Annotated in this window: 15 protein-coding genes; 5 read left to right on the forward strand and 10 right to left on the reverse strand. The window is 36.4% G+C overall.

All coding sequences use genetic code 11. The annotated features are described in order from the left end of the window. Positions 1-91: 91 nt before the first annotated feature. The 3 genes from C1638_RS15100 to hutI form a co-directional block, all read right to left on the reverse strand. Positions 92-1384: an aldehyde dehydrogenase family protein gene (locus C1638_RS15100; protein WP_109622284.1), complete on the reverse strand. Its 1293-nt coding sequence runs from the start codon at positions 1382-1384 to the stop codon at positions 92-94. A gap of 133 nt (positions 1385-1517) precedes the next feature. Further along, a complete protein-coding gene (gene hutG, locus C1638_RS15105) occupies positions 1518-2444 on the reverse strand; it encodes a formimidoylglutamase (protein WP_228428173.1) in 927 nt (308 codons plus the stop codon). 130 nt (positions 2445-2574) lie between these two features. Beyond that, the gene (gene hutI, locus C1638_RS15110; protein WP_109622286.1) at positions 2575-3801 is read right to left on the reverse strand and encodes an imidazolonepropionase; all 1227 of its coding nucleotides are present in this window, start codon (positions 3799-3801) and stop codon (positions 2575-2577) included. Between the two features lie 324 nt (positions 3802-4125). On the opposite strand from hutI, the gene ruvB reads away from it, so the two are divergent. The 4 genes from ruvB to coaE are packed head-to-tail and all read left to right on the forward strand — an operon-like array spanning position 4126 to position 7312. After that, complete coding sequence (gene ruvB, locus C1638_RS15115; protein WP_109622288.1) at positions 4126-5148, forward strand: Holliday junction branch migration DNA helicase RuvB; 1023 nt, start codon at positions 4126-4128, stop codon at positions 5146-5148. 36 nt (positions 5149-5184) lie between these two features. After that, positions 5185-5796, forward strand: a complete 612-nt coding sequence (locus C1638_RS15120) for an FMN-binding negative transcriptional regulator (protein ID WP_109622291.1) — start codon at positions 5185-5187, stop codon at positions 5794-5796. Positions 5797-5809: 13 nt separating this feature from the next. Further along, positions 5810-6676, forward strand: a complete 867-nt coding sequence (locus C1638_RS15125) for an MBL fold metallo-hydrolase (protein WP_109622292.1) — start codon at positions 5810-5812, stop codon at positions 6674-6676. Positions 6677-6685: 9 nt separating this feature from the next. Further along, positions 6686-7312: a dephospho-CoA kinase gene (coaE, locus tag C1638_RS15130; RefSeq protein ID WP_109622294.1), complete on the forward strand. Its 627-nt coding sequence runs from the start codon at positions 6686-6688 to the stop codon at positions 7310-7312. A 322-nt stretch (positions 7313-7634) separates the two neighbouring features. On the opposite strand, the gene C1638_RS15135 is transcribed toward coaE, so the two are convergent. The 3 genes from C1638_RS15135 to C1638_RS15145 form a co-directional block, all read right to left on the reverse strand. After that, positions 7635-8804, reverse strand: a complete 1170-nt coding sequence (locus C1638_RS15135; RefSeq protein ID WP_165826543.1) for a GEVED domain-containing protein — start codon at positions 8802-8804, stop codon at positions 7635-7637. Continuing rightward, a complete protein-coding gene (locus C1638_RS15140; RefSeq protein ID WP_109622298.1) occupies positions 8770-12801 on the reverse strand; it encodes a fibronectin type III domain-containing protein in 4032 nt (1343 codons plus the stop codon). The genes C1638_RS15135 and C1638_RS15140 overlap by 35 nt, the downstream gene beginning before the upstream one ends. A 290-nt stretch (positions 12802-13091) precedes the next feature. Further along, a complete protein-coding gene (locus C1638_RS15145; RefSeq protein WP_109622300.1) occupies positions 13092-15107 on the reverse strand; it encodes a M43 family zinc metalloprotease in 2016 nt (671 codons plus the stop codon). A gap of 96 nt (positions 15108-15203) precedes the next feature. On the opposite strand from C1638_RS15145, the gene C1638_RS15150 reads away from it, so the two are divergent. Further along, positions 15204-15653 carry a hypothetical protein gene (locus tag C1638_RS15150; RefSeq protein ID WP_109622302.1) on the forward strand — a complete coding sequence of 150 codons (450 nt, stop codon included), beginning with the start codon at positions 15204-15206 and terminating at the stop codon, positions 15651-15653. A gap of 70 nt (positions 15654-15723) precedes the next feature. Here C1638_RS15150 and C1638_RS15155 read toward each other — a convergent pair whose 3' ends face one another. The 4 genes from C1638_RS15155 to C1638_RS15170 form a co-directional block, all read right to left on the reverse strand. Beyond that, positions 15724-16389 carry a DUF6048 family protein gene (locus tag C1638_RS15155; protein ID WP_109622304.1) on the reverse strand — a complete coding sequence of 222 codons (666 nt, stop codon included), beginning with the start codon at positions 16387-16389 and terminating at the stop codon, positions 15724-15726. Beyond that, positions 16355-16831, reverse strand: coding sequence for a DUF6452 family protein (locus C1638_RS15160; protein ID WP_109622306.1), 477 nt, complete (start codon positions 16829-16831; stop codon positions 16355-16357). Before C1638_RS15160 ends, C1638_RS15155 begins: the two co-directional genes overlap by 35 nt. A 29-nt stretch (positions 16832-16860) precedes the next feature. Next, positions 16861-18267 (reverse strand): 23S rRNA (uracil(1939)-C(5))-methyltransferase RlmD, encoded by a 1407-nt coding sequence (gene rlmD, locus C1638_RS15165; protein ID WP_109622308.1) that lies wholly within the window; start codon positions 18265-18267, stop codon positions 16861-16863. Between the two features lie 160 nt (positions 18268-18427). Next, complete coding sequence (locus C1638_RS15170; RefSeq protein WP_109622310.1) at positions 18428-19957, reverse strand: TlpA family protein disulfide reductase; 1530 nt, start codon at positions 19955-19957, stop codon at positions 18428-18430. Between the last annotated feature and the right edge of the window lie 156 nt (positions 19958-20113).

Raw genomic sequence — 20113 nt, forward strand, 5'->3', positions numbered from 1 at the left:
AAAAAGACTCCCGAAAATTAATTTCGGGAGTCTTTTATTTATTAAGTATATCTTTTATTATCAATACTTTTTTACATGTTCATTGTATGAATTAATTTCCGACAATCGTTTTTGCCGTTACAAACTCTTTTAATGCCAGTAAAGAAAGCTCGGTTCCATATCCTGAAGCCTTGCTTCCACCGAATGGAAAACGTGGATCAGAACTTGTCATTCTGTTGATATTTACTGTTCCGGATTCAAGGTTTTCAATAAAGAATATTTGACGTTCTACATTCTTCGTCCAGACAGAATTTGAAAGTCCGAACGGAATATCATTTGCTATTCGTAAAGCCTCATCATCATTTTTAGCAGTCATTACCATTCCAAGAGGTCCGAAAAGCTCTTCTTTTAGAATTGGGTTACCTTCCTTAACTCTGATTAAACCTGGTATAAACTCGTTTTCAGAAATTCTTTCTAAAGGAATAATGATTTCGGCACCATTTTCCAATGCTCTGTTGAATTGAGCTTCTAATTCATCTGCCAAGTCTGGTCTAGCCATTCCTGCGAGGTTAGTTTCCTTATTTAAAGGGTCTCCAACTACATATTTTTTATATTCTTCAATGAATTTTGGTAAAAACTCATCTTCAATCTTTTCATCAATAATAAATCTTTTTGCAGCCGTACAGGTTTGCCCACAATTTTGAAGTCTTGATTTTACTCCGGACTTTGCTGCTTGTTCCAGATCTGCATCATCAAAAATGATAAAAGCATCACTTCCACCTAATTCAAGTAAAGATTTCTTGATATTTAAACCAGCTATTGAAGCGACTTCTCCCCCTGCTTTTCCACTACCTGTAAGACTTACTCCCTTTACAACATCGTGCTCAAGAATTTCTTTTACGGCTTTATGTCCTACTTCAAGGTTCTGAAAAACACCCTCTGGGAATCCTGCTTCACGGAAAGCCTCTTCAATGGCATTTCCACTTCCAAAACATATTGAAGCATGCTTTAAAACGACTGTATTTCCTGATAAAATGGCTGGTGTTGCAAATCTTAAGACTTGCCAGAAAGGAAAGTTCCAAGGCATTACTCCTAAAATTACACCTTTCGGAACATAATGAACTTCAGAATAAGCAAATTCAGATTCAACTTTTTCGGGTTTTAAAGTATTCTCAGCATCTGCATAATAATTCATCATTAGTGCACACTTTTCCACCTCAGCGATTGATTCCGTAATTGGCTTATTCATTTCAGTGGTAATGATCTTCCCAAACTTCTCTGAATTATTTTTTAAAATTTCTGCTGCTTTGGCAATTAACTTCTGCCTTTCCTCAAACGGCACTTTTCTCCATACTGAAAACGCATCATCTGCTTTAATAAGCTTGTTTTCAATTAATTGTTCCATAATATAATTTCTGTTTTAAATTCAGCTAATGAATTTATGAGCGCTTTTATTTTAAAAGCACGAAAAAGTCAGCAAATTCTGTTCCTTAAGGGTAAATAAAATAATGATTTTCTCTATCGGAAGAATATACTTGTTACATCATTAGCCATTCATTCACCAGACAAGCTGCCAGTCTCGCCGTTCTATCCTGAATATCGAATGACGGGTTAACTTCTGCTACATCCAGTGCAACCAATTTTTTGTTTTTTAAGATATGTCTGTAAAAATGCATAAAAGCTGTATCTGCAAAGATACCATTATATGCTGAAGCTGAAACTCCGGGAGCAATAGAAGCATTAAAAACATCTGTACAAATAGTGAGATAAACAAAATCTACATTATTCATCAAGTCATCAATTCGTTGATAAATTGATGTTAAGTTTTCAAAGAATAATTCATCGGCAAGAATATACTTCATCCCATATTGGTGTGCCGTATCGAACAGCTTTAAGGTATTGGAATTCCTTTGAATTCCGATATGTAGGGAGTTAATGGGCCCGTCCTGAGCAATCTGCCAAAATCCGGTTCCTGAACTTGGTCCTACTCCTTTTTCCGGCTGCCTGTTGTCAAAATGAGCATCTATATTGATGATCCCTATTTTTTGTTCTGGAAAAGCTGTTTTTACACCTAAATAATGGGCATAAGTTACTTCATGACCTCCGCCAAGCACTAAGGATTTACCGCCTTTTAAAAGGACTTTAGAGACATTTTTAGCTAGATTATTCTGAGTATTTTCCAGATTACCGTCTTCACAGGTAATATTACCAAAATCCAGTAGTCTAAAATCCGGAAGAATCACCGGGAAGTTAGACATATTTTTCCTGATCACATTCGGAGCTTCTTTTGCTCCCTGGCGACCTTTATTCCGCCTTACTCCTTCATCAACAGCGAATCCGTGTAAAACGAAATCACCCGTTGAAATATTGTCGTAATTGTGTTCTTCTTTTACTCTCTGAAATAGTCTGTGGAAGAGAAGCTCTTCTCCATCCAATCTACCCTGCCAAATATTTTGAAGCATCATTCTTTAAAAATTCAATTTTAGTCACATCATTATATCCAGTAAAGCTAATTAATATTGTTTATATAAAAAAACTCCTTACGCTTATCTAAATAAGTTTTTAAAGATTATTACTAATCAATATTCTCTATGTTTAATCAACAAGATTTCCATCGATATAAACATGTTCAGCTTTCAAACTTCCCTGATTATAAAGTACATTCTGGAAATTATTGGTTTTAAAGGTTACAAAATCTGCTTTTTTACCAACCTCCAGCTTTCCTCTGTCATCCAGATTCAATGCAAATGCCGCACGGAAAGTCATCCCTGCTAATACCTCAGCAGTTGTCAGTTTTTGGAAAGTTGCCAATATAGAAGCTTGAGTAATCAAGTTCCCCATTGGTGCCGATCCAGGGTTCCAGTCACTAGCAATGGCTACAATGGCACCTGCATCCAATAGTTTTCTGGCTGGCGTAAATTTCTCTCCCAATCCTAAGCTTGCTCCGGGAAGAGCTGTTGCAACAGTATTGGATTGTGCTAAAAATTCTATATCTTCATCAATCGTTGCTTCTAAATGATCTGCTGATGTTGCCCCTACTTCTACTGCAATTCTTGAACTTCCTGGTGTAAACTGGTCAGCATGAACGGTTATCTCAAAACCTAAATCTTTAGTTTTAAGTAAAAACTCTTTACTTTCTTCTGGTTGGAAAGCTGATTTTTCAATAAAAATATCTACACGATTAGCCAGATTCTCTTCTTTTACTTTTGGTAAAATCTCGGTAAGGATATATTCCAGATATTCAGGATTGCTTCCTTCGAAATCTCTTGGTTTTAAATGGGCAGAAAGACAAGTTGGAACTAAGGTAGCTTTTGTGAACTGTTGGGCTTTTTTAATGATTCTAAGCATTTTCAGTTCGTTTTCCACATCTAAACCATAACCACTTTTTACTTCAATTGTTGTGATACCTAGATCAATCAGAAAGCTAATTCTTTCTAGCAAGGTTGTTAGTAACTCTTCTTCGGAAGCATTTCTTGTGTGTTGTACAGAGCTCCAGATTCCTCCGCCGCTTTCGGCAATTTCCAGATATGTTTTCCCTGCATTACGCATTGCGAAGTCATTGGCACGGTTACCTCCAAAACAAATATGAGTATGTGAGTCTACAAAAGCCGGAAGAACAATCTGCTCTCCTTCAATCTGCTCGATTTCTATTGTAGGATTTTCATTTTTTAAAGTTTCAAAGCTTCCGATATGCTGAATAGTATTGTTATCCACTACAATTCCTCCATCAACAATAATTTCCAATTGCTCATCGGCAAGTTTTCCTCTTAATGGTAAGTTGGCAAGGGTTACGACTTGCTTAAATGGTCCTATTAATTTCATTATTTTAGGCTAAAGGTTAGAAAATGAATTATCGTGTTTTATCATTTCAAATATTCCGATGCTTTCAGTATGACAAAGCCAATGTTTAGTTTGTCATTTCTTAGGAATCAGGACAAAGTAAATAAATTCAACTCCTGATAATTCAAACTTTATTTTTCCTCTCAAAAATACTTAAAATATATCAATTGACTACATTTTTGAATGAGTCATTCTGGAGGCGGACACTAATATTAGGCTTAAGCAGAACATCAATCTCACCTTTTCTCAATCTTGATTTCAACCTTAGCCTAAATTTGTTATCTTTGAGGTAAATGAAATGAATTAATGCCAGATTTTTTACATCCAGATAAGGAAAACTACTCACGAGAGGAGCTGATGCAGGAAGAACAGATTCGCCCCCAAAGCTTTAAAGATTTTGCGGGTCAGAGGAAAACGCTGGAAAATCTTGAGGTTTTTGTGACCGCTGCCAAGAGACGTGGTGGTGCGCTTGATCATGTCCTTTTGCATGGTCCTCCAGGTCTTGGGAAAACAACTTTAGCTAATATTATTGCCAATGAGCTTGGGGTTAACTGTAAGATTACTTCAGGTCCTGTATTGGATAAACCGGGAAGCTTAGCGGGTCTATTGACTAATCTGGAAGAAAATGATGTTCTTTTCATTGATGAGATCCATCGTCTTTCTCCTGTGGTTGAAGAATATTTGTATTCAGCTATGGAGGATTATAAGATTGATATCATGCTGGAAACTGGTCCTAATGCAAGGAGTGTACAAATTGGATTGAATCCTTTCACTTTGGTAGGGGCTACAACCAGAAGCGGTATGCTGACTAAGCCGATGCTTGCCCGATTTGGTATTCAAAGCAGACTGGAATACTACTCTATTGAACTTTTATCTATGATTATTCAAAGAAGTGCAAGGGTATTGGGAGTAACCATTTATGAAGATGCAGCCATTGAAGTTGCAAGAAGAAGCCGTGGAACTCCAAGAATAGCTAATGCATTATTGAGAAGGGTACGTGATTTTGCTGAAATTAAAGGGAATGGAGAAATTGAGATCAACATTACAAAATATGCATTAAACTCTCTGAATGTAGATGAATTCGGACTGGATGAAATGGATAATAAGATCATGCGGGTCATGATTGAAAACTTCAAGGGAAAACCTGTTGGTATTTCTGCACTAGCAACATCCATTGGGGAAAATCCGGAAACACTGGAAGAGGTATATGAGCCATTCCTGATTCAGGAGGGTTTTATCATTAGAACACCACGAGGCAGAGAGGTTACTGACAAGGCTTATCATCATTTAAATATTTCAAGGCCCAGAAATCCGGGAGAACTTTTTTAATTTTAAAGTTGAGAGGTTTAAGAAAACTAGTTATTTATGTTTGTTCCAAAATTATACAGAAGTGAAGATATGAATCTGATGAGAGAAATTATCAGAGAAAATTCTTTTGCTTTACTTATTTCTTCTGTTGATAAGATCCGAGCCACTCATTCCATGATGATGTTGAATGAAAATGATCCGGAAAATGTTTATATTGAAACTCATATTTCAAGGGCTAACCCTCAGGCAAAGACCTTAAAAGACGGGGATGAAGTACTGTGTGATTTTTTAGGGGCACATACTTATATTTCCAGCAGCTGGTATGATCACATCAATGTTTCTACATGGAACTACGAAGCAGTACAAATTTACGGAAAGGTAGAACTAATGAATCATGATGAACTTTATGCCCATTTGGACAAGCTGACTTCAAAGTATGAAAAGTTTCAGCAGTGTCCCATGATGGTAAAAGATATGGGAAATGAGTTTGTAGAAAAGGAAATGAAAGGGGCTTTTGGTATTAAAATAAACCCTACTGAAATTTTCATCAAGCAAAAGCTATCTCAAAACAGAAAAGAGGGTGATTTTCAAAATATTATTTCACAACTTGAACAATCAGATGATAATGCCCGGAAAGTTGCTGAAAAAATGAAATTAATAAAGAAATAATCAAAATATACATATGAAGCTATATCCAATACAATGTGGAAAATTTAAACTGGATGGCGGTGCCATGTTTGGAGTCGTCCCAAAGAGTCTGTGGGAGAAAACCAACCCGGCAGACGACAAAAACCTAATCGAGTTGGGAACCCGTTCCCTGCTTATTGAAGATGGAAAAAAACTGATCCTTGTAGACTGTGGTCTGGGGAACAAACAGGATGATAAATTCTTCGGACACTATTCTCTTTGGGGAGATGACAATCTGGATAAAAATTTAAAGAAATATGGTTTTGTAAAGGAGGACATTACAGATGTATTCCTTACTCACCTTCACTTTGACCACTGTGGTGGTGCCATAGAATGGAATGATGACAGAACAGGGTACAGACCTGCTTTTAAAAATGCCCAATTCTGGACAAATGAAAACCATTGGCAGTGGGCAACTGAACCTAACGCCAGAGAGAAAGCAAGCTTCCTGAAAGAAAACATCATCCCAATACAAGAAAGTGGTCAACTTAACTTTTTACCACTTCCAACTACCGGAAATTATGGTTTTGCTCCTGACTTGAAAATGGATGTCATTTTTGTGGATGGGCATACGGAAAAACAAATGCTTCCTGTTATTCAGTATCAGGAAAAAACAGTTGTTTTTGCTGCTGACCTTATTCCTACTGCCGGACATATCAATCAGGTGTATGTGATGGGATATGATACAAGACCTCTTTTAACACTGGAAGAAAAAGGAAAATTCCTAAAACAGTGTGTAGATAACGAATATTTATTATTCTTTGAACATGATGCCCACAATGAACTGGCAAGCCTTAAAATGACTGAAAAAGGAGTGAGACTTGATGAAACGTTCAGCTTTAATGATGTTTTTGGGTATTAATTTTTAATTATGGAAGAATTACATTCAGAAGCACAACAGGTAGAGCCGCCCGCACCCAAGATTATAGGTTTAACAGGGGGAATTGGCTCAGGGAAAACTACAGTTGCTAAGTTTATTGAGGAATTTGGTTTTCCGGTTTATTATTCTGACGACAGGGCTAAAGCTATCGTCAATGAAAATAATGATCTAAAAATTAAAATCAAGGAACTTCTAGGTGAAGGATCTTATGATGAAAATGGAATTTATGACAGGAAATTTGTTGCCGATAAGGTTTTTAAAAATAAAGATCTTCTTCAGCAATTAAATGAAATTATTCATCCTGCTGTTCGCATTGATTTTGAAAATTGGGTAAAAAAGCAGACCAAATATTTAGTTTTCAAGGAAACTGCCTTATTATTTGAGTTAAGACTTAACAGACAATGTTACAAGTCTCTTCTGGTAACAGCTGAGGATAATATCCGAATCAAAAGAGTAATGGATAGGGACAATAAAACCTACCGTGAAGTAGAGGCTGTTATGGAGAAACAAATGCCTGAAAAGGATAAAATTAAAATGGCAGATTGTATCATCTATAATAATACAAATCTGGAAGAATTAAAAGAGCAGACTGAAAAAATGATCTTTTCTATTGAATAATCCTGAAGAATCTTTTTTTAGCTTTAAATAAACAAACGCCCTCATTTTCGAGGGCGTTTGTTTATGATTATATCTTCTTATGTAATTCTTACTTTTATCAGCATTTAACACTAAACTGTGGAGGCTTACCGCCCTCTTTAAGCCTCATCATCAAACGCTTATTGTAAGACCTCTAATAAGTATTACTATAAACAGAGAAGTGTTTATTATTGGAGGTATTTAATCGAGATTTCCTTACCCAAAGACAATGCAAATTTATATATCATCAATAAAAAAATAAGCCTCCATTTCTGGAGGCTTATTCTATCTGAAATTTAGCTTATTATTCTTTGATAAATTTCTTTTGAACAGTTTTATCGTTGTCTTCGATATCTATTACATAAACACCATTAATCAATCTGCTTACGTTGATTTGGTTGTTCAATAGGATACCGCTTCCGATTACCTGTCCTGCAGCATTGTAAATTTTGTATTTAGCTTTCTTGCTAATATTTTTAACAAACAATACTGAACTTACAGGGTTAGGATAGATCGTGATATCTGTCTGATCAATTGGGTTAGCAACTGACTTTTTAGAAATTCTCACTGTATAATCCTCAACTTCTCCATTCTTAAAGTTCGTACAGCTAACAGGGATACCGTCTCTTTCCATTGCAACTCTCATCACTACATATTTGTAGTCTGTTGTACTTACAAAGGCATCTGTTGGTACACTGAATTTACCTGATACCGGACTTGTTGTATTTGGAGATGAAGTAAATATTTTCTCGTTGATATCAAAGTCTCCATTTCTGTTGAAATCGATCCACACTGCAACTCCTTCGTTATACGTATTTCCTGTCCATTTTTTCTCGATAATGATTTCATTATCTGTAGATCCCTGGATCAATTCGATGAACGTTTTAGGAACTCCTGTATAATCTGTATAAGTTGATGCGCCTGAAGCATTTTCCATTGGTAGTTTTCCATTTGGAATAACGGTTACCTTAGAAATATGCTCGCCAGTTGCACTTCCTGATGCCATCTTACAATAAATTACAGTAGGTGTTGTAAAGTAGTAAGGAGGCGTATAGTTTCCTGGTGTACCACTACAGATATTCACTACCTGCATTTCGTACTTAGTCATTTCTACAAGACCAGTCAATACAATATTATTAACCACTGTAGGAACTTCTGTCCAACTTGGAATACCCACTTTTCTATATCTAAGAACATATGTTGCTCCTGGGAACGGATCCCATGTGATTTCTGCAGATGTTGGCAATAATTGAGTAATTGTTAAACCTGGAGGCGGAATCTGACATATTCTTTCAGTAGTGAATACTTTAGGGTTTGAATAATCGTTAAATACAGTTTCCCCATTACACTTATTAGCAATCTGAACCTCATAAGTAACGAATGATTCTAAAGGAATAACACTACCTAATACATAAGTATTTGCTGGTGCAGCTGGTAAATCAATTTCTGCATTTGGCCATCCTGTAGTCCCCACTTTTCTCCATCTTATATGTAGAACTTGCTGCAAGTGGTGCCCAAGTAATCAACGCTGTAGTTGGAGTAATATTACTGATCGTCACATTCGGAGGTGTAGGATCACATCTTGTAGTGAATGTTTTAATTGGAGTAGCTGTACCAATAGTACCGCCACAAACTGCTGCTACCTCAATTTCATAAGTTGTAGCTGGAGTTAATCCATTAATCGTAAGAGGAACATTCCCCAATACAGCAGAAGCATATACTTCTGTCCATGTAGTAGTTCCCGCTACTCTATAACGTACAAGGTAAGTTGACGTTGTAGGTACTCCAGTAAGGTTAACTACTATAGAAGTATGTGTAGTTGTACCAAATGTAGGCGCGTTTGGAGTAACATTGCTACATGGTCTGATTCTTACAGCATAATCCTCAACCTCTCCATCAATCGCATTTGCACACGCTGTAGGAGCAGCTGTTGAACGCTTCAATACAACTCTCATTGTAGTAGTATACGGTCCAACATACGAAGTTGGTGTAGGAGGAACACTAAATACAGCCGTAACCGGTGTAGTAGTACTTCCCGCAGAACTAAGAATTCTTTCGCTGGTTTCAAACTGACCATTTCTGTTAAAATCAATCCAAACTGCTACTGCATCATTACCTGATGAAGCCAGCCATCCTTTTGCAACAGAAATCTTATTATTATTAGAGTCAGCATCTAACGTAACAAGTGTTGCCGGAGATGTATAACTTGTATAATTATTCTGAACAGTATTATTACTCATTGTAGGTACCCCTAAGTTAGAAGAAATAACTGTTACATTTGAAATATGATCGTTCGCCCCACTTCCTGTTACCGGACAATACTGTAATGGTAATGTAGTAAATAGTACAGATCCAGAGAATGCACCAAATGTAGTTGTACATTTTGTAGATACCTGAACTTCATATTGAGTCTGTTCTTTTAAAGGCGCTGTAGCAGGAATAGTGTAAACGTTACCTGGAGCAGGAATAGTAGTTACTGTCGTCCAAGTGGCAGTTCCCACTTCTCTGTATCTTAATTGATACGTTGCACCAGTAGCAGCTAGCCATGAGAACGTAGCACTAACATCAGTAATGTTTGATACTGTAATATTTGTTGGAGGATTGGTTGAACATGCTGGCTGATCAATAAGCTTCACAGCATAATCTTCTACTTCACCTTCATTATATGATGCAAATGGTCCACAAGGAGAAGATACCGTTCCGTCCATCATGACTACACGCATACGAGTAAGAAGAGTACCTGTATAAGTAGCTGCGTTAGGAGGAAGTTGTATATCGAAACCTGCTGTTCCGTTTGTTACAGGAGTTGTAGTGTTACTAGCTGCTGTAAGCATTCTTTCACTAGCTTCAAAAACTCCATTTCTATTTAAATCTATCCATACGCCTACCCCATAACTGGATGTAGAACCTGGCCAGAATTTAGTGATACTAATTTTATTCCCCGTTGTACCTCTCACTAAAGTAACTAATCTTGTAGGATCAGCAGAGTAGTCTTTATACCCATCATATCCAGAATTGCTAACCATTAATGGTGCATTTGTAGGGGTAACAACCACTTTACTAATATACCCATCTGATGAAGTATTAGGAGGTACATTCGTACAATATGTAAGAGCTGGCGTTGTAAATAAAGTACTTGGAGAGAATGCTCCTGTATTACTTTGACAAATCGTAGCAATCTGAACTTCATACTGAGTCTGATCTGCTAGATTAATAAGAATCTGACTGCTTGCAAAAGGAGCTGTTACGCTAATTGTTGGCTGCCAAGCCGTAGCTGTTACTGCCTTATATCTAATTTGATAAGTAGCTCCTGTAGTAGGTAACCAGCTCACCATAGCTGTACTTGCCGTAATATTAGTAACGGTAATACCAGTAGGAGGAGCCGTAGTACAAGGTTGTAAATCTACTCCTGAAAGCAATAATCTTGGGATATCAGCATATCTTCCAGACGCCGTTGGTGGAGATACAGGATCTGGATTAGAAGTATCGTTACGATATAATATCCCTCTGTTTGTTCCTGCGGTATAAGCTCCCCATGAAGCTGTTCCTCCTAATGTATAGTTAGGTGAGTTTTCATCAACTGCAATCACAACATTGCTTGTTCCATCCCATACAAATGGAGCAGCTAAAGGAATTGTCACCCAGTTTCCAGCAGTCATTGTAGCAACTGTTCCTGCGAATACTTGAGACATAACACCTACCGGTACCCAGTCTGTGTCACTTGTAAAAGTAGCCTTAGACGTATTTCCCATATAAACGATCCAGTCGTTATATGTTGTCTGAGGAGTTTGAGGAGTATCTACATAAAACTTCACTTCAGTAATCAAACGAGCAGTACCTAATCCGGCTGCAAGTTCAGTTGCTTTATAAAGTTGTTGAGAATAGTTGAATCCCCAGTTAGAGTTCACAGGAAGTTGTGTATTGTTATTTGTACCCGTACCTATCTGGCCCGGCACTATTCTAGGTCCGGCAACCCACGTACTTTTATCTGTAGGTGTACAGATTGCTCTTACCCACCAGTAATAAGTAGTTCCTGCAACCAATGGAGATAAAGTAGTTGTAGTACCTGGAACCACTGTTCCTACTGTAGTAGCAATTGGCGGAGTATTGGAAGTACTGTAATATACTTCATATCCTCCTGCTGGCACAGGGTTAGGCGCAGTCCAGTTAATAACTGCACTGGTAAGCGTAACCGTACCAACTGTTAAAGCGCCTGCAGTTGATGGAACAGGCAGACATGTAGGCGGTGTAGCAAAGGACCTTGGTCCTGACCACGTACTTTGATCTGTTGCACTACATCTTGCTCTTACCCATGCATAATAGGTTGTAGCAGGAATTAACGGTGTAAGTGTTGTTGTTGTTCCTGTTGGAACAGTTTGCGAAGGAATTGTTGCTGCGTTTGGTGCAGCAGCAGTTGTACTATAATATACATCATATCCTGCGGCAGGTACATAAGAGTAAGCAGTCCAATTTAGTACTGCAGTCGTTGGTGTTATTGTTCCTGTAGTTATTGTTCCGCTGGTAGGCATAGCCGGACATGTAGCCGGTGTTGCAAAAGCTTTTGGCCCTGACCATACACTCTGATCTGTTGCACTACATCTAGCCCTAACCCATACATAATAGGTTGTGGTTGGTGCAAGTGGAGTAAGAGTTGCTGTTGGTCCCGGCACTGTTTGTGACGGTGCCGTTGCTGCCGTTGGAGCAACATTGGTTGTATTATAATATACATCATACCCACCAGCAGGTGCAGGGGTATAAGGCGTCCAGTTAATGACAGCATTCGTTGCTGCTATTGTTCCTGTAGTTATTGCTCCTCCAGGTGGCATTGGTAAACATGTTGGAGGTGTACCAAAAGTTAATTGAACATCAGGTCTGTTGTTTCCAACTGTACCAGTTGTTGTAGGAGGATTGGTATCAGCCTGCAGAGTCATATGCCCAGAAGCTGCATTGGAGTAAGTGAATTTAGCTCCTGTAGTAGTTCCTCCCCCGGATCCACCGTAATTGGTTTCAACTAATACCACTAAGTTATCAGTTCCATTATAATTATAAGGAAGCTGTAACGGAATAGTATACCATCCCACTGGAATACTGTCTATATTTCCACTGAAAAGCAAAGTAGCTCCAGTAGTTGCATTAGCCCAGTTTTGTGCAGTAAGGGTTGTGGTTGTACTTGGTACAGATTTTATATAAACTTTTACAGGAAGGGCAACGTTCACACTTGCCGTGGCTTTCCATCCTACAGATAGGATATTCCCGGCAGCTCCCCCCGCAGCAGTTATTTCTGCAGCAGTATAAAGCGAAGCCGATCGCTCAAATCCCCAGTTACAACCCAAAGGATATTTTTGAGTTGTAGTTGTTCCTGTACCAATTGTAATTGTTTGTGCCTGCATGGACAGTCCGACGACCATACAGAGCAATGCAATGAGCACCTTAAAAGGCCGGCTCATTTTACAGAGTAAAAGTCCACTCATATTTTTCTTAATTTAATAATGATAACGATAATAAAAGAATTATAGTATTTCCTATTTTGCGGGAGTCAAATACGATTTTGAAACATCCCTTTTTACAGAGTATCTGTAGTGAAAAAATAATTTTACCTCATACGCTAATATTTTAATAATTACACAAATCTAATCATTTTTTCATTATAATACATTCATCAAAATGATTTTTTGCAAAAATTCAACCACAATACCCTATATGATTGTAAATAAAAAAATCCCCAGAATTTCTGAGGATTTATTAAGATTTAATGTTATTCTTATTTTTTAATGAATTTAAAGCTCTCTGAAATATTATTATCTTTTACGGTGATAATATAATTTCCTTTTAACAATTCTACCACATTAACCTTATTATTATCAATTGATCCTTTTTTCACAATTTGACCAACTGCGTTATGGATTTCAAAGGTTGCTTTATGAGAAACCTTAGTAATATTTAAGATATCATTTACAGGGTTTGGATAAATTCCAAAATTATTATCTTTTTTATTCACCTCACTTGTCCCTAAAGTCTGAGCTTTCATGTACTTACTTTGATTAAAGCCATAGCTTGAGCCTGAAATTAAGGTAGTTCCTGCTTGATTTTTAATATTATAATACCCACCTTCTAGATAAATACCATCTCCATACTCATCAGAAATCGTGAACGTATAACATTCATCAGGGTTTAATACCCAGTTTAAAGTAATTAAATTAGGAAGCGATGGAGAGTTAGCCGGTGAATCTGCATAACCAGTACCACTATATACCACAGTACCTGTACTATTTTTCAGTTCCCAACTTGTTTCTGATCCATATCTATCTAGCTGAAGGTTAAATACAACATTAACCCCCACTGCTATTGGCGCGCCAACATAAGTTGAGCTAACAGTATTATTGGAAGCTCTTTGATCTGCTCCACCATTTACTGATGCAATATTGATAGTCATTGGACCACCTAAAGTCCCTGTCGCTACCGGAAGACTAAGTAGTTGAGATTTATCCTGAGCTAGGTTACCAGTCCAAGTGAAAGGAGCTTGTGCAACACCATTAATTGTATAGTTAATCGTAGCAGCTGTAAGTGCACCTGTTCCTCTATTAAATAATGATACCGGAACATTCTGAGAAGTTGCACAAACGATCGGTGCACATGTTCTTTCCAGCTTAACTTCCGCGTCATTTGGAAATAATGGAATTGGAAGATCCTTAGTGGAAGTCTTTAAGGATGCTCTCCTAGGAGAATTGTTCATTACAGCAGTAATTCTGTCTTTCTGATTAATGGTAAAGATATTCATACAAGCATCATTGGTATAGTCCATATAATTCTGAACCATTTCCAATACCGCAGGATCATTACAGCTTACAATCTCTAAACATTCATAATTCTCCTCATGGGCTACAGGTGTATCCGCACAGAAGTCATCCCCACATGCATCATCTCCCCAAATATGTCTTAAACCAAGAAAATGTCCTACTTCATGGGTCATTGTTCTCCCTTTATTATAAAAAGGATTCAATATAAAATTATTTCCTAAATCACTGCTTCCAAAAGCATTATAACTTGCCACTACTCCATCGGTCATACCATATCCCATTTGTGGATCCAATCCAGGAAGATTTGAACCATCAGGGAACTGAGCATATCCCAGTAAATTATCATTTGGAGCTGCAAATGCAACACTCCACATATTCATATACTGAGTGGGGTCCCAGATTGTTTCTGGTTTTATAGTCGTATCAATTGTTAATTTATTAAAACTTGGTGCACAAAAGTTCACTCTATCAATTCCGTTCGTAGGGTTTCCATTTGGATCTACTTTTGCCAATGCAAACTGAAGCTGTACATCAGCACCTACAACATTAGTATTAAATCCAGGAGTTCCAGCCAGTTTACGATAATCTTGATTCATCACTGTTATTTGTGATATTACCTGCTCATCTATAATGTTGGGAGCGGTACCTACGGGCTGTCCGCCATGAATAACATGAACAACCACAGGAATGGTAACAATACCTCCGTTCTGAGATCTTTCATTTTTAGCTTTCTGAACCAATGGCTTTATCCAAGCCTCAAATTGATCCGTACTCATTCTTCCATGAAAGTTTCTTTTTAAAAACTCTTCATATTCAACAGTACCACATTTTTCGAAACCATGAGATTTAACTAATTGTTGTGGAGTTTTTTGAGTAAATTCAAATTTCTTTCCTATTCCATTAATATTCTGTGCACTCATTAAACCGGCACATAATAAAGGCAATAAAAAGAGAGATTTTGAAGTAGTAGATTTTTGCATTTCTTATTTTTATTAACTTTACAAATATATCAGTTTTCAATATAATTTATAATAGATATAAAAAAAATAATAAAAAATACAATATAATTTAAAAAAATGAAAGCACAATCACTATCAATACTCGTTTTTTCAATCTTACTAAGCACTAGTTGTACTTCTCAACAAAAAGCAGAAATAAATAAAGACATCTCAATATCTGATGTTCAAAAATCGAAAATTGAAAAAATAGAATTACAGGAACAAACAAGAGGAACAAGAAAGTTCATAACATTCACTCCCAATTCAAAAGTTGTATCCTTAAATGGGGAGGTTACTACTTTTCCTCTCTCTTCTGGTGAATGGAAAAAAATCACTGAGCAAGCAAATCAGGTTGAGTTATCAAAAATATCAGATTTGAAATCTCCAACTTCTGCCCGATTTTCAGATGGAGCACTTAGTGCAACTGTTTATATTACTTCTGATGGTAAGACGTACATCTCTTCAAGTTTTGATTCTGGGGTTCCTCCAAAAGAACTGGAAAAGCTGTACATGGTTATTAAAAAATAATAATTGTAAAAAAACAATAAACCCAGGAGATTTCCTGGGTTTATTGATATGATAATTGATCATCTTTTTTCTAAAATTTGTATGCAATATTCCATGCAAAGCCCATATTGAATTTTGAAGAACTTCTTCCAAATCCAGGAACAATCATTGGGGAAATTTCATCTTGCTTGGATGTATATACCAAATAGCGAGGTTGAAGATTCACGTCAATATAAAAATTGGACTCAAACAATTGCACTCGTCCTCCTAAAGTACCTTCCAGCCAAAAGGAAGATTGTGATGATGCTGGAAAGGATTCTGAAGAATTACTCCCTCCAAATCCACGAATAGGAATGGCCATATATTCCTGATTATAGAATGATCCGGCAACTTTTCCTCCTACATAGAATCCATTAAATTCATTTTCAGCATCTTTAGCCAGCATATAAAATGCTCCCAATTTTACAAAAGGACCATTTGCTTTAGCATCATAACCATTTTTCTGGTATACATTCTTCTCAAATCCGGCCTCAGCTATTGCATGAACATTCCCATTTATTTTTGAAGAAATGAATCCTTGATACATCTTTCTGTCTGAAAAAAATCCTAATCCGGTATTCAAAACATCAAGTCCAACCATAAAATTAGGTTCATACTTCCAATGAGCCTTTTTCACTTCTTCCTTTTTTTTATCCTGTGCCCAGCTTATTACTGAAAATAAACTAAAAAGAAAGGTAAAGATTAGTCTTGTCTTCATTCTCTATTTGATTTTGTCCGATTTCCACTTTTTGAACAGGATTCGAAGTTACTAATTCTGAAGTTAAATTTTCATAGTTTTTCTTGGCTCCACATCCGGGAGATACGTAGATTGACTTCGTAGTATATGTAACTCTCACCTTGGATTCTGCTCCTTTGATTCGAGTTTTAAAATACACATCTGTATAAGGTGAATCATCTACCCTTAAAGGAATTAGTCTGGAATCAACTTTTGCAAGTTTCCCCAAGTCTACCTTTCCTGAACCATAGTCTACTGATACATACAGTGTATCCACGGTCATTTCCTTTCCAGTTGATAGTGTTCTGAAAGCAACTTTCATTCTGGGAGTTCCTTCCCCACTTTCACAGATATCGTCATCCCCACCGCAGGAAACAAGCATTCCCATTAAGCAGAACATTATGAGAAATTTAAAATACTTCATACTAAAATTTGAATTCAAATTTAATTAAATTATTTTTTAATCAATAATGCAATGTTTTCCACGTGATGAGTTTGTGGAAACATATCTACCGGTAATATTTTTACTAAGGTATAATGATCTTTCATTAGGGCAAGATCTCTTGCCTGTGTAGCAGAATTGCAACTTACATACACTACCTTTTCAGGGGAAAGTTTTAAGATCTGTTCTACAACTTTCTGGTGCATTCCGTCTCTTGGCGGGTCGGTAATCAAAACATCTGCTTTTGGATGATTTTCTAAAAACTCGTCATTAAAGACGTTTTTCATATCTCCACAATAGAAAGTTGTGTTGGTTAAACCATTCAATTCAGCATGTTCTATTGCTGCATCAATTGCCTCCTGCACAGATTCGATTCCGATAACTTGTTTTGCATTTCTTGCAACATATTGAGCAATCGTTCCAGTTCCTGTATATAAATCGTAAACAACTTCATCACCTTTCAGGTCAGCAAACTCTAATGTTTTTCTGTATAGCTCCAACGCTTGTTTGTAATTGGTCTGGAAGAATGATTTTGGTCCTATCTTAAATTTCAACCCGTCCATTTCTTCCATAAGGTAACCTTCTCCAAAATACACATTGATATTTAAATCATAAATAGAATCGTTCTGTTTAGGATTAATGGCATACACCAACGTTTTTATCTGTGGGAACTGCTCCAACAAATAATCAAAAAGCTGAGTGCGGTTTTCTTTTTCTTCTCTGTAAAGTTGGAATAAAACCATCCATTCTCCTTTAGAGTTTTGTCTCATCATTAAAGTTCTCAGGAAACCTTTCTGATCTCTCACATCAAAGAAATCTAACCCTTTATTCTCAGCAAATTTTTTAACTGCCAAACGAATTGCATTCGACGGATCTTCCTGAAGGAAGCATTCTTTTAAATCTAAAATCTTGCTCCACATTCCCGGAATATGGAAACCAAGCGCATCTCTGCTTCCGAAGTTTTCTTCAGAACTGATTTCATATTGGGTCAACCATCTTGCATTAGAAAAAGAAAATTCCATTTTATTTCTATAGAAATATTGTTCTTCAGCGCCTAAAATTGGAACGGTTTCAAAATCTTCAATTCCTCCAATTCTTTTAATATTATTGTAAACTTCTTCTTGTTTAAAATCAAGCTGCTTTTCGTAGCTCATATTCTGCCATTTGCAGCCACCACAAGTTCCAAAGTGAACACATTTTGGATCAACTCTGAATGGTGATTTCTCAACGATTTCTTTTACTTCAGCCTCAAAATATTTTGACTTTGATTTTTTTACTCTTGCATTTACAACGTCTCCAGGAATCGCACCGGAAACCAGAACAGTTTTCCCTTCTTCAGTTTTTCCGATAGCTACACCTTTTGCACCTGCTGCAAAAAGTTTTATATTTTCAAGAATTACATCTTTCTTCTTTCTCATATCAATTTCTTTTGACGAAGATAGCTTTCTACTCTATACTTCATCTATTTTCTATTTTTTCTAATAAACTTTGAAACCTTTCTGTTCTAATTTCGTTTGCAAAAATACAATAAAAAAAACCTTATCCGAAGATAAGGTTTCTATACTATGTTAAAGTTTATTATTTTGTTTGAGCCGGCTGTGGGTTTGCTTGTTGTTGCATAGACGGATCAACTTGTAATTGCTGCTGCATTTGTATATTCGGATCTACTTTTGGAGCTGAAAGACCGGTTAGTTTATCCAAGATCGTTACCAATTCCGGTTCTCCTAGGTTTACAAGAGATCTACTTGCAATTTTACCATCTTTATCAATGATTACGAAACAAGGTAACTTGAATCCGTATACACCATATTTTTTAGCAATATCAGATTCCATTCCTCCTTCTGCATAAGCATTTACTCCCTGAACTCCTTTTAATAGAGAATTACTAGTTTTTGTAAACTGATCTTTTGTATCATCTACATTTACAAATACGAAGTTCATTTTAGATTTGTAGAAATTAACAATTTCTTTCAAAACAGGTACTGCAGCTTCACCAATGTAAGGGTTCCAAGATGCATAGAAAAATACCATGTATGGTTTTCCTTTGTTTTCAGAAAGTTTATAACCTTTACCATCTTGTTTTACTAAAGAAGCATCAGGTGCTACTTCACCGATTTTAAGTCCGGTAATAGCCATCTGCATTTTCAACAGGTCAGCTTTAATGGTAGCATCTTTAATATCAGTATCAATAATTTTTTTGATTTTGTCAATATTTGTACCCGGAGTTGTTGGGTGAATATCTGACTGAGCCATTACAAATGCTAAAAGATAATCTTTTGCAATCTGCGGCAAATCGTTTTTAGTTTTTAAATATTGAGCAAACATTTCCGAAGTAGTAACTCCAGTTTTTCCTTTACTGTTTGCTTCTGCATATTTTTGGAAGTCAGGAGTCATTTTTACAAGCAAATACTGTCTGTAAAGTGGAATAGACTTCACCATTGCCTCTTTATTATTATCCAATTGCGCTTCATAATCCTTGAAAGCCTTAGAAGCTTTGTAAGATGGGTTTCCAGCCATTGGACCATGTGACATTTCATAATTGGCAAGCAAGTTTAGGATCGTTACCTTAACATCATTTTTCTTCCATTCCAAAAGATTTTTGTTTGGATTATTTTTCTTTGCAAGGTCGTCTACATTTTTATTAATGTCTGCTTCTACTTTGTGCATTCCTTTTAAGAATGTACTTTCATCACCAGCCATTAATTGTCCTAAATTAACTTTGTTACCATATTCTGCTAAAAACTTCTGATTCCCCTGAAGGAAGTCGTTGTTCTTTTTAGCATCACCGGTAATGATATATTCATTCGGGAAAGTCATTGCATTTCCTGAGATATTAACTTTTTGTCCTCCTTCAAGGTAGATTAGATTCTGCTTGTTTGCATAATTGATCACATACATTCCATCCTTGGGAGCTTCGAAGCTGCCTGAAAAGTTACCATCCTTATCTAAACCTATATTAATTAAAGGTAAGGTTCCTACTCCTGAAGCTTCAACGAACTCAATTCTTTCCAATGGTGAGCTTCCGGTAATTTTTCCTTTTACTTCTACTTTTTTTGAACAAGACATCACGAAAACCGCAATGATAAACAATAAAAGATATTTTTTCATTTCAATTTTTAATATTACACAAAAATACACTTTTTAGGGCTTCATAATTTACCCTAATTATTTTTTTTAAAATTTTTATTATTACTGATTAAAAGGGACATTTCAATTACTTTATCTGTCATTTTTTTCAGCAAAATGATAATTGAAATATATGTT

Origin of the sequence: Chryseobacterium oncorhynchi (assembly GCF_002899895.1) — a bacterium.
In the GTDB taxonomy this organism is placed as follows: Bacteria; Bacteroidota; Bacteroidia; order Flavobacteriales; family Weeksellaceae; genus Chryseobacterium; species Chryseobacterium oncorhynchi.